The sequence below is a fragment of the Actinosynnema mirum DSM 43827 genome (genome assembly GCF_000023245.1).
In the GTDB taxonomy this organism is placed as follows: Bacteria; Actinomycetota; Actinomycetes; order Mycobacteriales; family Pseudonocardiaceae; genus Actinosynnema; species Actinosynnema mirum.
The window spans coordinates 4,256,874-4,271,203 of sequence record NC_013093.1 but is presented as its reverse complement, the minus strand read 5'-3'; the positions used below and the strand labels follow the sequence as shown (position 1 = coordinate 4,271,203).

At 69.4% G+C, this 14,330-nt stretch carries 16 protein-coding genes and 1 pseudogene; 6 read left to right on the top strand and 11 right to left on the bottom strand.

What is annotated here, in order from left to right:
* Positions 1-10: 10 nt before the first annotated feature.
* Positions 11-238, bottom strand: coding sequence for a hypothetical protein (locus tag AMIR_RS18215; protein ID WP_015802429.1), 228 nt, complete (start codon positions 236-238; stop codon positions 11-13).
* Between the two features lie 149 nt (positions 239-387).
* Complete coding sequence (locus AMIR_RS18210) at positions 388-2,523, bottom strand: cobalamin-dependent protein (RefSeq protein ID WP_015802428.1); 2,136 nt, start codon at positions 2,521-2,523, stop codon at positions 388-390.
* A 161-nt stretch (positions 2,524-2,684) separates the two neighbouring features.
* Between AMIR_RS18210 and AMIR_RS18205 the strand changes: the two genes are divergently transcribed.
* Complete coding sequence (locus AMIR_RS18205; protein WP_015802427.1) at positions 2,685-3,737, top strand: aldo/keto reductase; 1,053 nt, start codon at positions 2,685-2,687, stop codon at positions 3,735-3,737.
* Complete coding sequence (locus tag AMIR_RS18200) at positions 3,734-4,564, top strand: endonuclease/exonuclease/phosphatase family protein (protein ID WP_015802426.1); 831 nt, start codon at positions 3,734-3,736, stop codon at positions 4,562-4,564. Before AMIR_RS18205 ends, AMIR_RS18200 begins: the two co-directional genes overlap by 4 nt.
* Here the strand turns inward: AMIR_RS18200 and AMIR_RS18195 are convergent.
* Positions 4,510-5,124: a hypothetical protein gene (locus AMIR_RS18195; protein WP_015802425.1), complete on the bottom strand. Its 615-nt coding sequence runs from the start codon at positions 5,122-5,124 to the stop codon at positions 4,510-4,512. The genes AMIR_RS18200 and AMIR_RS18195 overlap by 55 nt on opposite strands.
* 396 nt (positions 5,125-5,520) lie before the next feature.
* Here AMIR_RS18195 and AMIR_RS18190 point away from each other — a divergent pair, with 396 nt between their 5' ends.
* On the top strand, positions 5,521-6,180 hold the full coding sequence (locus AMIR_RS18190) for an HAD family hydrolase (protein ID WP_015802424.1): 660 nt from the start codon (positions 5,521-5,523) through the stop codon (positions 6,178-6,180).
* A 2-nt stretch (positions 6,181-6,182) separates the two neighbouring features.
* Here the strand turns inward: AMIR_RS18190 and AMIR_RS18185 are convergent, their stop codons facing one another.
* The 3 genes from AMIR_RS18185 to AMIR_RS18175 form a co-directional block, all read right to left on the bottom strand.
* Entirely contained in the window at positions 6,183-7,568 is a 1,386-nt protein-coding gene (locus tag AMIR_RS18185; RefSeq protein WP_015802423.1) for a helix-turn-helix domain-containing protein, read from the bottom strand.
* 190 nt (positions 7,569-7,758) lie between these two features.
* Positions 7,759-7,986 (bottom strand): DUF397 domain-containing protein, encoded by a 228-nt coding sequence (locus AMIR_RS18180; protein ID WP_015802422.1) that lies wholly within the window; start codon positions 7,984-7,986, stop codon positions 7,759-7,761.
* 41 nt (positions 7,987-8,027) lie between these two features.
* Positions 8,028-8,891, bottom strand: coding sequence for a helix-turn-helix domain-containing protein (locus AMIR_RS18175; protein WP_245554510.1), 864 nt, complete (start codon positions 8,889-8,891; stop codon positions 8,028-8,030).
* Between the two features lie 109 nt (positions 8,892-9,000).
* Between AMIR_RS18175 and AMIR_RS18170 the strand changes: the two genes are divergently transcribed.
* Both AMIR_RS18170 and AMIR_RS18165 read left to right on the top strand, forming a co-directional pair.
* Positions 9,001-9,309 (top strand): HC3 family zinc finger protein, encoded by a 309-nt coding sequence (locus AMIR_RS18170; protein ID WP_342626551.1) that lies wholly within the window; start codon positions 9,001-9,003, stop codon positions 9,307-9,309.
* 38 nt (positions 9,310-9,347) lie between these two features.
* On the top strand, positions 9,348-10,211 hold the full coding sequence (locus AMIR_RS18165) for a helix-turn-helix domain-containing protein (RefSeq protein ID WP_041836840.1): 864 nt from the start codon (positions 9,348-9,350) through the stop codon (positions 10,209-10,211).
* Between the two features lie 61 nt (positions 10,212-10,272).
* Here AMIR_RS18165 and AMIR_RS18160 read toward each other — a convergent pair whose 3' ends face one another.
* From AMIR_RS18160 to AMIR_RS38225, 5 genes are read right to left on the bottom strand one after another with little or no spacing between them, the layout of a single operon-like run.
* A complete protein-coding gene (locus AMIR_RS18160; protein ID WP_015802418.1) occupies positions 10,273-12,300 on the bottom strand; it encodes a cell division protein FtsK in 2,028 nt (675 codons plus the stop codon).
* Positions 12,297-12,923: a hypothetical protein gene (locus tag AMIR_RS18155; RefSeq protein WP_041836839.1), complete on the bottom strand. Its 627-nt coding sequence runs from the start codon at positions 12,921-12,923 to the stop codon at positions 12,297-12,299. The genes AMIR_RS18160 and AMIR_RS18155 overlap by 4 nt, the downstream gene beginning before the upstream one ends.
* Positions 12,920-13,207: a hypothetical protein gene (locus tag AMIR_RS18150; protein ID WP_015802417.1), complete on the bottom strand. Its 288-nt coding sequence runs from the start codon at positions 13,205-13,207 to the stop codon at positions 12,920-12,922. Before AMIR_RS18150 ends, AMIR_RS18155 begins: the two co-directional genes overlap by 4 nt.
* Positions 13,208-13,236: 29 nt before the next feature.
* Positions 13,237-13,554 (bottom strand): WhiB family transcriptional regulator, encoded by a 318-nt coding sequence (locus tag AMIR_RS18145; protein WP_015802416.1) that lies wholly within the window; start codon positions 13,552-13,554, stop codon positions 13,237-13,239.
* Positions 13,551-13,733: a hypothetical protein gene (locus AMIR_RS38225; RefSeq protein WP_015802415.1), complete on the bottom strand. Its 183-nt coding sequence runs from the start codon at positions 13,731-13,733 to the stop codon at positions 13,551-13,553. The genes AMIR_RS18145 and AMIR_RS38225 overlap by 4 nt, the downstream gene beginning before the upstream one ends.
* Positions 13,734-13,897: 164 nt before the next feature.
* Here AMIR_RS38225 and AMIR_RS18140 point away from each other — a divergent pair.
* Positions 13,898-14,226 (top strand): annotated as a pseudogene (locus AMIR_RS18140) (helix-turn-helix domain-containing protein).
* Positions 14,227-14,330 lie beyond the last annotated feature (104 nt).

The following is a 14,330-nucleotide window of genomic DNA, read 5'->3' as shown; positions in this document are numbered from 1 at the left end:
CTTCACTTGGCTAGTCGCCGCGGACGATCTTCAAGAGGTCTTTGAACTCCATGGGCTCCAAGGCGAACAGGGCGCCCGCGATGAAAGCCGGGCCTGGCTGGAGATCACCGGAGAGAACCCGTGTCACCGTTGACCTGTTCACGTCCATCGCCTTGGCGAGCGCGTAGTCGGACTTGTACCCGGCCAGCGCGGCGGCTTTCGTGAAGGGCTCCTCGCGCAGCAGGATGGTGTTCGGCACGGGCTTGCCCTTCCTGGCTGCGGGGTGGTTGTTCGTTCGGTGCCACCCACCTGGTTTTCTGATGACCAGGTTGCCTGTGCCAGTGGGATTCCAACACCCGCCGCTGTCCCGCCATGATCCCTCCGGCGGTGATTCCTGCAAGTCGTGAATCAGCACGAACCGGCAGTGTTGATCAGCCTCCAGCCGGTTTTTCCCAACCAGGTGGAGTGCTCGCGGCGCAGCGTTTCAGCGTGTGGGGAAGGCAGGGCCTCCAGCAGCGCGGGCAGGACGGCTCCGAAGGAGCGTTCCACTGAAGCTGCTGTCTCGTCGAGCAACCCGCGCAGTTCCGCTGTGACGGTAGCGACTTCTGCGTCGCTTGGATTCATCGACCTGTCGGCCTGGGCGACGATCATCGCGCCGAGCAGGTCATACGCGGCGTCCTTGAGGACGACGCGGGCCGTGCGCACGCTGCGCCGCGCCTGCCCGTCCAGCACCTTCTCCAAGGACTTGAGCGTGTAGTCGAGCGCGAAGTTCCGGTCGACCCAGCGCTGCCCGGCCTCCGCCACCGCGCCGATGCGCCAGTCCGCGTAGTCGGCGTCGACGCGCCCCATGAGCGGGTTGGTCCCGGTGGCCAGGCCCGTCGCCTGGACGCGGCGGGTGTAGGCGGCGCCGATCAGGCACTCCATGCCGACAAGCTGGTAGGAGATGCCGGTGTAGAAGGGTTTCCCGGTGCTGTTGCGGGCGACGAAGTCCTCATCGCGCACGGCCCGCACGAGCTCCTCCGCGCTCAATTGCGGCTGTGGGCGCAGCAGCAGGTCGGTGCGGCCCTGGAAGCGGTGGGTGGCGAGGAGTTCGTCGAAGGTCATCAGGTGGTCGAAGGTGATGTAGGTGAACCGGGTGGGGACGCCCAGCGCCGACAGGGTGCGGATGCCCAGCGCGTTCTGCTCGGCGGTGGTCTGCTTGGCGAAGCGCTCCAGCACGCTGGTCACGCCTGACTCGATGCCGAACAGGCAGCGGCGCAACCGCAGGGCCAGCAGTTCCCGCCACAGCCTGGCGCGGTCTGCGTGCCAGGCCAGGTCGTGCGCGGGGTCCACGACCTGGTCGATGCGGCAGCTGCTCTCCCAGGCGAAGCCGTGCTCGGCCAGCACGCGCGCCACCTCGACGGCGCGTCGGGGTGAGTCGTCGTCGCGGCCGATGAACTCCTCGTCGACCAGGTACATGGTTCTGGAGACCTCGAGGTAGTGGTCGAACACCCGCGCGCACTCCCGCACGATCGGCGCCAGCGCGGTGGGGGAGGAGCCGTTCCAGATCCCCTTGTGGCCGCGTGGGCAGAACGAGCAGTAGTTCGTGCAGCCCCGTGAGGCTTCCAGTTGGACGACGCCGCCGCGGTCGAGCGTGGCGGGCAGCAGGTCCAGTTCCGGGTGGATCTCCTGGGGGCGTGGGGACGCGGACCTTCCCAGGGCGAGCAGGACCGGCGCTGCGGACGGTTTGCGGATGCCCGTGACCTGGGCCAGCGAGAGGTCTCCGTGCCAGTGGTGGACCAGGTCGGCCATCGTCTGCTCCCCGGCTCCGCGCGCTAGCAGCAGGCCGGGGTAACGCGCCAGGAGCAGTTTCTCGTTGCGGGCGGTGAGGCTGCCGCCCGCGACCAGCAGGGGGCGCGTGGGTTGGACGGTGAGGGAGTCCAGGACCGTGGTCATGATGTCGTGCTGGCCGAAGGTCGCCGAGATGCCGACGATGTCGTAGTCACCGCTGCGGGCTTGGTCGACGATCTCCTCGGTCGTGGTCCCCAACTGCATGTCCAGCAGATCGACCTCACCGCTGAACGTGGCGCGGATGGAGCGGGCCAGATCGGAGATCGACAGGGCGAAGCGCGGCAGCGGGAAGTTCTCCGGGTGGTAGAGCGCGACCAACAGCACGCGTGGACGGGACAGGCGGCGCAGCACTTCGTCGGTGAGGTCCAGGGTGGTTCCGGCGGGATCGTCGGCCGTGCCGTGGAGGTGGGTGCTCAGCCAGTGGGGGAGTGCGGGTGCGGGGCCCAGCGCGATGACGTGTGCTTGGTCCTCTCCGGTGCGTCGGGCGAGGACCAGGCGGCCGTCGACCGGGCCGATGACGCGGAACTCGTCCTTGGTGCGTTCGGAGAGGAAGCCGCCCAACGCGCTGGGAGAGGTGAGGAGCAATGAAGGCACCTCGCCGACATCGGGGAAACCGAGGGCGATCAATCTGGTGCGCAGCGTGGCGGCAGGGTTGTCCTGGAGCTGACCGAAAATGATCTCGACCACGGCTTCCCCCGTTCGGTCCAGCGTCATCGCATGGCCGAACGATCCCCGCCCGATCGATTTTCGACACCCCCTTAATGCGGAAAAGCGGGTAGATCAATGAATTCCGGAAGAAACTCCGGAATCAACTTTCCTGCCCTAGGGTGGCCTGCGGACCGCTGCTGGCCGGGAGGAGCGCGGTGAGGTATCGGATGTTGGGAGCGACCGGGCTGCGGGTCTCGGAGATCGGCATGGGGTGCTGGGCGATCGGTGGCCCGGACACCAACCTCGGCCTGCCGATGGGCTGGGCCCCGGTGGACGAGGGCGTCGCGGTCCGCGCGCTGGAACGGGCCCACCAGCTCGGCGTGACCCTGTTCGACACCGCCGACGTCTACGGCCACGGCCGTTCCGAGCGCATCCTGGGCAGACTGGTCGAACAGGTGCCACGAGAGTCGCTGGTGCTCTCGTCCAAGGTCGGCTACTTCACCGGCACCGCGCCGCACGGCTACCACCCCGGCCACATGCGGCGCCAGCTCGAACAGACCCTGGACAACCTGCGCACCGACCACCTGGACGTCTACTTCCTGCACCACGCCGAGTTCGGCCCGGACGACGTCCACCTGGCCCCTGCCGTGGAGGCGATGCACCGGTTCCGCGAGGAGGGGCTGATCCGCGTGATCGGGATGCGCGGGCCGCACCGCCACGCGGTCACCCGGCTCTCCGGGCAGCCGCGCGTGGACAAAGTCCGTCGGTTCCACGAGTTGGTGGAGCGGGCGCGACCGGAAGTGCTCGCGGTGCGTGACAACCTGCTCACCCCGCAGAACCGCTCTGCGGGGATCTTCGCGTTCGCCGAGGAGCGCGGTTGCGGGGTGCTGGTCAACAAGCCGCTCGCTGGCGGCCTGCTGGCCGGTGAGTACCGATCGGACCGGCCCCGGTTGTTCGGGGCGGGGGACCACCGCTCGCGCAAGCGCTGGTTCACGCCTGCGGCGGTGGCCATGCTGGAACAGGGCTTGGCCGAGGTGAGAGCCCAGGTCGGGCCTGACCTGGTGCGGGTGGCGCTGGGATCGTGCCTGCGCCGTTCGGACAACGCGGCGGTCCTGGTCGGCTTCACCTCGCTCGAACAGGTGGAGCGCAACATCACCGCGTTGACCACGCCGCCCTCCGACGCCGAGATCACCCGAGCGCGCGACATCATGGGGCGCGTCCAGCGAGCGTTGGACGCCTCCGGCGAGGTGTTCCTCGATGAGACGGGAGCTCGTTCGTGACCGAGCAGGACCAGTTGCGGGTGTTGACCTGGAACGTTCAGCGCGCCAGCGCCGCCCGCACCCGTGCCCAGGTCGAGTGGCTGGTGCGGCAGGAGGCTGATGTGCTGGTGCTCACCGAGGTCTCCGCCGGTGAGTCCGGCGGGTTGCTGGCGCGGTGGCTGCGCGAGCGCGGCTACCAGGTGCTGCTGCCTGATCCGGCTCCGGAGGACCGGTACCGGGTGCTGCTGGCCTGCCCCGCCGACGTGGGCTTGGAGGAGGCCGACTCCGGGGTCCCGATGCCACACCGGTGCGTGGCCGCCAAGGTGAAGTCGTCCGCGATGGAGGTGGGCGTGGTGGGCCTGTACGTGCCCTCACGGGGGCCCCGTGAGCGGCGCAACGTGGCCAAGCGCGCCTTTCAGGAGGAGGTGTCCGCCGCGCTGCCCGGACTGACCGCGCGTCTCGGCGCTGCCGGGCCCGTGGTGGTGGCGGGGGACCAGAACGTGGTCGAACCCGGCCACATCCCCGCCCACCCGGTGTTCGGGGCCTGGGAGTACGACTTCTACCGCTCCTTCGCCGAAGCCGGGTTCACCGACGCCTTCCGGCTGCGTCACCCCGAGGCCGTCGAGCACTCCTGGTTCGGTCGCGATACCGGGGCTGGGAAACGCAACGGCTACCGCTTCGACCACGTCTTCCTCACCACCACCCACGCCGCCCTCGCCCGGGACTGCAGGTACCTGCACACCCCGCGCGAGGACGGGCTCAGCGACCACTCGGCGATGGAAGTGGTGCTGGATCAGACCGTCTCCGGGATCGGCACCCAGTTGAACTCCGGGCAGAAGCGGGCGTAGGTGACCAGCTTCCAGCTCGCGTAGTCCTCCATCCGGCCCTGGGCGCGCAGCAGGTGCTTGACCCAGGTGTGCGCGATGCGCTCGTGCTCGGTCATGGTCGTGGCGATCTCGTCGAGCATCCTGCCCGCGACGGCGTAGTCCTCCACCGTCAGCGCGCTCAGGTCGATCTCGACGTCGTCGACGGTGAAGGAGAACACCAGGCGGGTGGTGGAGAACCTGGTGTGCCGTTCGCCCTTGAAGCTCGTGTGCGGGGCGAGCGCCGCGATGAGGGCCTGGCGGTCCTCGGCGGGGTAACCGATGCCCAGGTCCAGGTCGCTGCTCTCCAGGTTCAGCCGCAGCCCGAAGGAGCCGACGTCCCTGGGCTCGCACCCGGTCCACTCCCGCACCAGTGCGGTGGCCCGGTCGAAGACCTCGCCCAAGCGGGCGTCGTGCTCGCGACGGGCCAGCCAGAACGCCTCGGCCTTCGCGAACTCGGCTTCCGGGAAGGCGTCCGGATCGGCCCACCGGGTGGCGGTGATCGCGTCGAGGTCCAGCGCTGTGCTCACGCTCGGGTTCGTCATCGCGGCAGGTTACTGAGACCCCTACGCCACACTGATGAGCGACCCTGGTGGGGCTCCTGGAGTGACTAGCCTGTCCCGGTTGACCCATTCCCCACCAGGCAGGCGGTGATGATGTCCGTGGCCCCGTTGTTGCTGGTGGGCGGCCACAACCTGCTCTGGTGCGGTGCGTTCGGGGTTTCCTGTGGTGATCTTTTCTCGTGACAAGCAGCGGATCTGACCGCTGAGTTCGTGTTCTTCGCGCTACTGGGCGTAGCCGTCCGGGAAGAGTTCGCTGAGCCGCCGGAGGACATCGAGACGCTTGGGCTGTGGTGAGCCCGCGTCGGGCGGGCGTGCTCTCGCGCCTGCCCCCTTCCGGCACGATGTCCGGGTAGGCAGCGGCGAGCGGAAGGACTTCACGTGGCGAAGATCGAGGCGGTCTTCTTCGACGTCGGCGAGATCCTGGTCGACGAGACCCGCGAGTACGGCACCTGGGCTGACTGGCTCGGCGTGCCCCGCCACACCTTCTCCGCGGTCTTCGGCGCCGTCATCGCCCAGGGCAAGGACTACCGCGAGACCTTCCAGGTGTTCCAGCCGGGGTTCGACCTGGCGAAGGAGCGGGAGCGGCGTGTCGAGGCCGGGCAGGCGGAGAGCTTCACCGAGGAGAACCTGTACCCGGACGCCCGCCCCTGCTTCGAGCGGCTGCGTGCTGACGGCCTGCTGGTCGGGCTGGCGGGCAACCAGACCGCCAGGGCCGAGGGCATCCTGCGCGGGCTTGACCTGCCGGTCGACCTGATCGGCACCTCGGACACCTGGGGCGTGGAGAAGCCCGGCGTCGCGTTCTTCGAGCGCGTCGTCGCCGAGGCCGGAGTGGCCGCCGAGTCCGTCCTCTACGTCGGTGACCGGCTCGACAACGACATCCGTCCCGCCCAGCAGGCCGGACTGGCCACCGCGCTGATCCGCAGGGGGCCGTGGGGGCTGATCCTGCGCGATCCGGACGTCGAGGCCAGGTGCGCGTTCGTGCTCGACGACCTGACCGAGCTGGCCGACCACGTGGCCCGGCACAACGGCGCAGCCTGAGGTCAGGCACCGCCCGTCAGGGAGCGGACCTCCTCGCCGAACTGCTTGGCGTAGGGGGTCCCGCTCAGGGCGGTGTGCACCTGGGGGAGCCGCTGCACGGCCGCCGCGTAGCGGTCGTGCTCCAGCAGGGCGCACGCTTGGCGGGCCGTGCCGAACGCCTCGTCCGCGTCACCGGGCGCCTGGGCGGCGGCCAGGTCGAGCAGCAGCACGGTCCGCTGCTTGGTCGCGTCCTCGGCGAGCCCGTCCAGCGCTTCCCGCAGGCGGGTCGCCGCTCCTGCGTGGTCACCTGCCAGCAGCAGCGCGTTGCCCGCGAAGCCGGACAGCCGTGACGCGTCGAAGAAATCGAGCCAGAGCGGATCGGTGCCCTCCCGGCTCAACGCGTCCTCCGCCGCGCCGATCTTCCCGATGCTCGCGTCCTGCCTGCCGACCCGTGCGGAGATCTCCGCGTCCACGCAGTGCAACCAGGCGCGGGTGAGCGGCCCGGCGCCCTGGCGGATGTGCGCGTGCGCTGCTTTCAAGAAGTTCCGCGCCTGCTGCTCCCGCCCGGCGAAACCGGGGACGAACGCGCGGTGCGCCAGGACGACGGCCGACAGGTGGTGGTCGCGGGACTGCGACACCGCGTCCTGCGCCAGTTGGAAGAACTGCTCGGAAGCTTTTTCCCTGGACAGGTCGAAGAAGCAGAGCCGGGCCGCCAGCAGTGCGGACTGCGCGACGGCACCCGCCAGCCGGGTGAACAGCGGATCGGTGTCGAAGGCACCGCGGAGCAGCACCGCCCCGAGCCGCGCGTGGGCCGTGGCCGCGTCCAGGAGTGCGGTGGGTGGAGTGCTCCAGTAGAGGGCTTGCTGAGACGTGGTGATCGCTGCGTAGGCGTCCACGGAGCGCTCGTCCAGGCGGGTTCGCTGCGGTCTGGCCAGCGACTCGGCGGCAGCCGCCACCCCCTCGTCGAGCGGGAGGAGGGCGCTCAGGCTCGTGCCCAGCAAGCCCTTCAGGAAGAGGTCTCGGCCGAACCGGCCGTCGTCACCGAGCAGCACCGCCATCACCTGCCTCACCACGGCTTCGATCATCCGTGCGTCCACCGTAGCTCCCGCCGGGGGAACGGGCACGGGACTGATCGCCAGTTCCTCGGAGGACAGCAGCCCCAGGTCCTCCGCCGACTCGCCGAACACCAGGACCAGGTGCTTCTTGTACCTGGGCTCCGGTTTGCGGTCTCCCGCCTCCCAACGGCGGACCGCTTCCTCGGTGAGTCCCGGCTCCGGTTCTCCCGCGCTCGCCATGCTGCGCCGGATCTGCTCCACCAGTTCGCGCTGACCCCAGCCCCGCTGCAGGCGGGCCCACGCCAGGCGGTGGTTCGGCTGGTGCTTCGGGGCAGAGCTGCGACGTGGTCCCACGTGCTCCTCCTCGTCCGACGTGGCCTGCGCGAGCCAGAAGTTGGTGGTGCCCTGCTGGAGGGGTAGTGGAGGGGACGTGGCGGGTGTGCGCCACCTACCGCGTGGGGTTCGATCGAGGGATCAGGTCAGGGGGTCTGGAGATGCGGGCACGGGGGAGTGGCGAGCGACTTCCACCGTGCCCGCGCGCGTCTCACCGCTCCGACGTCCGGTGGGCGTCGTGCCCGGGCAGCCCGGTGCGGAACGCCGCCCACCGGTCGGGGGTGAACACGAGGACGCCCCCGTCCGGCTTCTTGCTGTCCCGCAGTCCCACGGCGGTCGTGGTGAAGGAGACCTCGACGCATTGGTTGTCCGGCGGGTTGCTCCGCGAGGACTTCCGCCACTCGGTGAAGTCGGGTGTGCGCCCGTCGTGCAGGTCCATCTGCTGCTCCGTCCTCTTGCCCTGTTCACCCGCGGCGCGGTCTACAGCGACGCCGCGAGGTCGAGCAGCAGGCGACGGGTCTGCTCCGGTCCGCTGGCGGCAGCTCTCTGGTGGTCCCAGAGCGTCTGGTAGCCCGCCGCGCGCTTCCCGTTGTCGATGTACTCGCCGCCGTCGTGCCGCTCGACGTAGATGATGTCAACCGCCGGGCGCGTGTCGTAGCCGAAGATGGTGTAGTCGTGCCCCTGGCCCATGTAGAAGCCCACCTCGAACGGCACGACCTGGATCTCCACGTTCGGGCGGTCGATCAGCTCCACCAGGTGCTCCACCTGCGCCCTCATCACCGGTCCGCCCTCGGTGCGCCGCAGGGCCGCCTCGTCGAGGATGAACCAGAACCGCTGCTCGGGGTTCTCCAGGACGCGCTGCCTGGCCAGCCGGTTCGCTGCGTACTCGTCGATCTCCGCCAGCGGCAGCGACGGTCGCCACGCCCTGGCGTTGCGCCGCATGTAGTCCTCGGTCTGCAGCAGGCCGGGCACCACCAGGGCCTGGTAGGAGAAGTAGCGGTCGCAGCTGGGCTCCATGTCGACCAGCAGGCGGAGGTACTGCCGGAACCTGGTGCTGAACGCGCCACGTTTCGTCCGGCGGTTGCCCTCGGACTGGAGGTCGCGGGCGTAGGAGCGGTCCGGCCCCTCGGCGCCGTACCGGTCCAGGAGGGCGTTCAGCTCGATCAGCTTGATCCCGCTGCCCGCTTCGACGTGCGCGATTTTCTGCTGCGTGCAGCCGAGCAGTTCGGCCGCTTCCTCCTGCGTCACCCCCGCCGCGCTGCGCAGGCGGGCGAGTTCGTTGCCCAGGACGACCTTCATCACGGGCGGCGGCAGGTGCAGGTGCTGGGTCACGGGGCGCTCCACGGTCACAGGGTGGCCGGTCACTGGCGGTGTTGGCGATTCACCTGTTTGGAACAGGATCTAACTTGAGTACACAACTTAAGGCTGAGGATGGTGAGACCTCCTGCTGGAGGTGGTGCCACGCGCTGGCGAAGGCTCGGAGGAAGTCGTGATCGGTGAACGGGAGTTCCGCTGGCTTCCGCACGACGGGCGCAGGCACGCCATCCCGGACCGGTTGGACGTCGGGGACGAGGGGCAGACCCTCTGCGGCGTGCGGTTGACGGTCCCCCGGAGAGCGGGGTGGAAGTCCAGCGCGGGGCTTTGGCCGACTTGTGCTGACTGCGACTGCGCCTGGCGGGAGCGCGAGGGGATATCCCGCTTCCCGCAGTCTTCGTCAGGCAGCTCTCGCCGTCGCACGGCCGTGATCGAGGAGGGGGCGTGACACGGCCTTTCTCCGCTGCCCCAGGAACTGCCGGGAACGTGTCCACGTCCTTGCGCGATCAGGTTTTGGACGGGTACGCCCAAGGACGATCGATCCGCGAGCTGGCGGAGATGACCGGGCGTTCCTACAACATCGTGCGCGCCACCCTCCTCAACCACGGGGTCGCCTTGAGGCGCAGGGGACCCTCGCCCTCGCGATCGGCCAGTGCTTCGGTCACCGAGTTGGCAGCTCTGCTGCTCGCCGCTCGCGCGGCCTCGGGCATGAGCGGTCGACAAGCCGGTGCGCTGGCCGAGATGAGCCAGTCCAAGCTGTCCAAGCTGGAGAACGGCCTGCTGGCGCCGCACGTGGACGACGTCCGGAAGCTCGCGCGCTGCTACGAGGTCGCTCCGGGCGTGCGGGACCGCATGGTCGAACTGGCGCAGGCTGGTTCGTTGGAGAGGCGACGTCGTGTTCTCCTGCACCACGTTGGCAAGGACCTGCTTCCCGCTGTGCGCAGGGTTGAACTCACTGCCCAGATCATCAGGGTGCTCGTGCTCGGCGCGTTCCCGGAACAGGCCCTCCACCCCGTGCGCAATGGGGCGCGCCTGGTCGTCGTGGCCACGGAGACGGCCTTGCGCTCACCTCGGGTGCCGCTGGAGCGCATCCGCCTGCTGCGCGAGAACCGCGCGGTTGAGTGGGGCGTGATCCCGCTGACCGCGCCTGTGGAGTTGCCGAACGCGGGTTTCGTCGTCTTCGACGACCGGATGTCCGTGACGGAGCTGTCGACGGGGGTGGTCGTGGCTACCCGGTCTGAAGAAGTGCGCTTCGACCTGGAGATTCATCGAGAAGTGTCACGCCATGCGGACTTCACCTCTTCTCATGTCGGCTTCCCAGCGCGCTTCGAGGAACTCTCCGGTGAGTGAGCGCATCGCGACCGCGCGGCTGGCACTTCGGCCGCGCGGTCGCTTGTGACGTCGTCAGCATTCATCCGCCCTCTCCAGCTTCAGAGCTGATTTCATCGATCGCCGTCCGGATGTCGGAGGTCAGGTAGCCGCGGACCCGCCGGACCTCCTCCCCGTCCGGCACGTACTGCCGCAGCGGCCGACAGCCCAGCTCTCCCATCTCCCGAGCGAACCGCCCCGCTTCCACCCCCAGTGCCTCGATCAGCTCTGCGCTCGGCACGAACTCCCGCGAGTGCAGCTCGTCCCCGAGGTGTTCGACCACCGACGCGAGCGGTTCAGGCAGTTCGACCACCCACCCTTCGGACCGGTCCCCGACCGCCCGTGCCACGGAAGCCGGGTCCACCACTCCCGTCGAGTCGTCACCGGCCGCGTGCCCGGCCAAGGTCCCGGCTGATTCCCGCAACGCGCGCCCGCGAGTGCAGATCGTCCGCCAGTCCGGGTTCGGCAGGTAGTACGTCCGCACGGTCGTGGCGAGCACGTCCGAGCCCATCTCCCCGTCCGGCCGCAGGATGCCCACGCCCCGGTGCGCCGGGAGCAGTGTCGAAGCGTCGTACCCGCGCGTGTTCATCTGCTCGCCGAGCACGATGTTCGAGTCCCGCCAGTCCATGACCCGCAATGCGAACCGCGACCCGAGTACCGCCCGCAGTCGCGATGGGATCGTGTTCGAGTCGGGTCGCTGGGTCGCCAGCACCACCACGATCCCCGCCGCAGGTCCCTTGCGCACCAGGTAGGTCAACAGGTCCGCGACGTACAGGCCAAGCGTGGTCTTGCGCCCACCGACCTCAACCCGCGTGGTGTTCTCCAGATACACCTGAACCTCGTCGATCACCACCCCGGTGACCGGCATTCCCAGGTCCGGATCACGTGACAGCGCAGGCGTTATCTTCGACTCCGGGCACAACTCATCGTCCACAGTGGCCATCCGCGCGTACCGCCCCTGCACTTCCGCCACCAACACCACCAAGTGGTCCCGGACAGCCTCCGCGTGCTCCTGCTCATCCCCGCACACGTACCGGTAGGCGACCTGCTCTGCGGCTTCCCAGTCCTTGCCGCCCTTGCCGTCGAACACGTACAGCCGCGCGTACGGGTCCAGCACCAGACCGGAGACCGCCAGCCGGGTGGCGAAAGTCTTGCCCTGTCTGGGAATCGCTCCTACGAGCAACGACGTCCACACCAGCGGAAGATCCACCCGGCGCCCGCGGGCATCCCGCCCGAACGGCACCGCCCGCCACGCGTCCCACCGCTCCACGTCGAGCAGTGGAGCCCGCAGCGGCGCGCCCGCGTACGGGTCCTCGTCCGCCACCCACAACGACACCCGCCCCGCGTGCCCACCCCGGCCGCGAACCCGCTCTGCGACCAGTTGCACCTCGTCCACCGCGAGCGCCGAGGCGAGCGCGTCGCGATTCTTGATCACGTCGGCGGCCTTGCGCGTCGCGGGCAGGTCCGCGACCACCGCCCAGCCGTCGCCCACCCGGTGGGGCCGCTCCACGAGCCGCAGAGCTTCGTCCTTGCCGATCAGCTTCGCGTCCCGGAAGGCGTCCACGAGCAGTTGCCCGTCCATCGTCCACGCCAGCACCCGCGCGCCGTTCATGACCGCCTTACGCCCCGGTGAACCGTCCTTCCGCCGCCCGATGACCGCGACCACCGTCGCGCCACCACCAGCGACGCCCCAGAGCAGCACACCACCCCACACCACGTACCCGGCGAACAACAACGCCGAGACCAGCCCGAGCGCCATCCCGGTGACCCGCCACCGGTACAACCCCAGCTCCCGGATCTCCACGTACTTGTCAGCCAACTTCTCGGCCTGCTCAGCGGCTTCCCGGTAGTCGCGCACCCGCACCCAGCGCCGCCAAGCGCGGAACACCACCAGCGCACCCCGGCCAACAGCCGGGAAGAACCGCAAGGGCAACCTCAGCAACCGAGCCGGCGCACCCCGCCACGCCTGCCGCGACCGCCAGGCGACGGGAACCAGCCGCACCGACGCGGCGGGCTCCGCCACCACCTCCCCGTCAAGCACCGGCTCGACGGGCACCAGGTCGCCGTTCATGAACGCCCACCGCCCTGGTCGAGCGCTGCGGCCAACCGCGACGACAACCCGCGTGAACACCCGGTGGCCTGACGAACCCACGCCGGGGTCACCACCACGTCCGGAGTGCGCGCGGCTTCGGCGACCGCCAAGTACTCGCTGAACGACGTCCGCCGCACCCGTCGGGCGGGAGGCCGTGCCACCGGCGGCGAGCCGCTCGGCTTGGCGACCGCGACCACCGCACCGAGCTCGCCCCGCAACTCCGTCACCGCCTCCGCCGCGACGAACACCACCAGGGGTGGCACCGAGTGCAGCACCACCGACGCAGCCGAACCCGCCGTGAACGCGCTCCAGGTGTTCATGACGTACGTCGCCCCGAGCGTGAACCACTTTGCCGTCCGCACCCACCCGCCCATGCGCACGCCACGCTGTGCGGTGACCTGTTCGGCTCGCAGGATTGCCAGCAGCACCAGCGAGACCATCGGGTCCAGCAACCACGCCGCGCACCACACCAGCGACCAGGTGGCCGCTCCCGCCGCCGCGAACTGCTGAACGTTGGTCATCGTGAACGCCAGCCCGAGCAGAATCCCGGTCCAGCACAGCCGGTCGACCTGCCGCGCCACCCGCTCCACCGGTTCGCTCACCGCCGACCACCCCGCCGAGGCTCATAAGTGGTCACCGTGAGCGCCCGCGTCAGCGTGTGCGCGGCGAACAGCGCAGGCACAGCAAGCACTCCGAACAGCAACCACCCGTTCCCTCGATGGGTGATCACCACCCACTGAACGAGCACGATCACCGCCGCGTTCACCAGTACCCGACCGGCCAGCGACACCAGCCGCACCCCGGCCTGAGTCGCCCGCGCCGTCGCCCGCGCTCGCCGAGCACCGGCCCGCCACACGAACAGCAGCACCAGCAGTGCCCCGACCACACCCACCACCTGCGCAGAAGTGAGACCGTTCACGGCCGCTCCCACCTCTCGCCACGTCGCAGCCAGTGCGCGAGCAGTTCCCGCCGGTCCTGCTCGCACAACCCGCCCCACACTCCGACGCTGAGCTCCCCGCCGGTGCGCAGTTCCAGTTCCAAGCACTCGTCCACCACCGGGCACCCCGCGCACATCCGCGCAGCCAACTCCCGATCGGTCAACTCCTCGCCGTCCCGAGGCGGCAGGTCCTCAGCCGCCCAGCACAGCCCGTCCCGCTCGACCACGGCCGCGAGCACCTCGGCCGGCACCCACCGCAGCCGGTCCAGCGCCCAAGCGATCCCGACGAGGTTCACCGGCCACCCCCGAGCAGCCGAGTCACCACCGAGGCCGGGACCGCCAGCCGCCCGCGCCGCCACACCACCCGCAGCCGTCCACGCCGGATCGCCCCGGAGGAGACCTCCGACCGGGGCACGCCGAGCAGCCAGGCGACCTGTCGGACCGTGTACTCCACGCAACGCACAGAAGCGCTCATCAAATGACCTTTCCTGCAATGTCTAATGATTTCAGCTCAAATACGCTGATTTCAGCTCATTAAAAGCAGTGCAAGTCCAGACACGGCACAAAAATCGCCGCGCCTGCTCATCAATCAGCTAGAAGCCGCTAATCTCGGCGCCGAGGCGGAGTGCGGAGGAATACGTGTCGGAGGACTGGGCTGCGGTCGCGAAGGCGATCAACCAGCGCGTCAACGAACTGGGCTGCGTCAGCGCGAACTGGCGGAGCGCTCGAACGTCTCGCAGGCGATCGTCCGCGAGATCCAGCACCACACCGTGGAACGCCGCCGCAGCCCGCGAACCCTGGAGTCCTTGTCGACCGCGCTCGGCCTGCACCCGACGCACCTGGAAGCGTTGCTGCACAACAGAACCCCGCCAGCCGCAGACGAGCCGGTGACCGATCCCGCGGACAGCCTCTGGTCCCGCCTGGACAACGTCGAGCAGCGCCTGTCCGACATCACCGACCGCCGCTAGCCGCATCCGCTCCAACTGGTGACGCCGGTCGTTTTCCATGCGTCAATTCCACTGCGAAAACCCGTGCAACCCCAGGAACGAACACCGCACACCCACTGCACGAG

Excerpts from the sequence above, each read along its gene's own strand:
- AMIR_RS18210 (WP_015802428.1), bottom strand. The coding sequence starts at position 2,523 with ATGACGCTGGACCGAACGGGGGAAGCCGTGGTCGAGATCATTTTCGGT.
- AMIR_RS38225 (WP_015802415.1), bottom strand. The coding sequence starts at position 13,733 with ATGAGCGCTTCTGTGCGTTGCGTGGAGTACACGGTCCGACAGGTCGCC.
- AMIR_RS18180 (WP_015802422.1), bottom strand. The coding sequence starts at position 7,986 with ATGGACCTGCACGACGGGCGCACACCCGACTTCACCGAGTGGCGGAAG.
- AMIR_RS18160 (WP_015802418.1), bottom strand. The coding sequence starts at position 12,300 with ATGAACGGCGACCTGGTGCCCGTCGAGCCGGTGCTTGACGGGGAGGTG.
- AMIR_RS18205 (WP_015802427.1), top strand. The coding sequence starts at position 2,685 with ATGTTGGGAGCGACCGGGCTGCGGGTCTCGGAGATCGGCATGGGGTGC.
- AMIR_RS18195 (WP_015802425.1), bottom strand. The coding sequence starts at position 5,124 with ATGACGAACCCGAGCGTGAGCACAGCGCTGGACCTCGACGCGATCACC.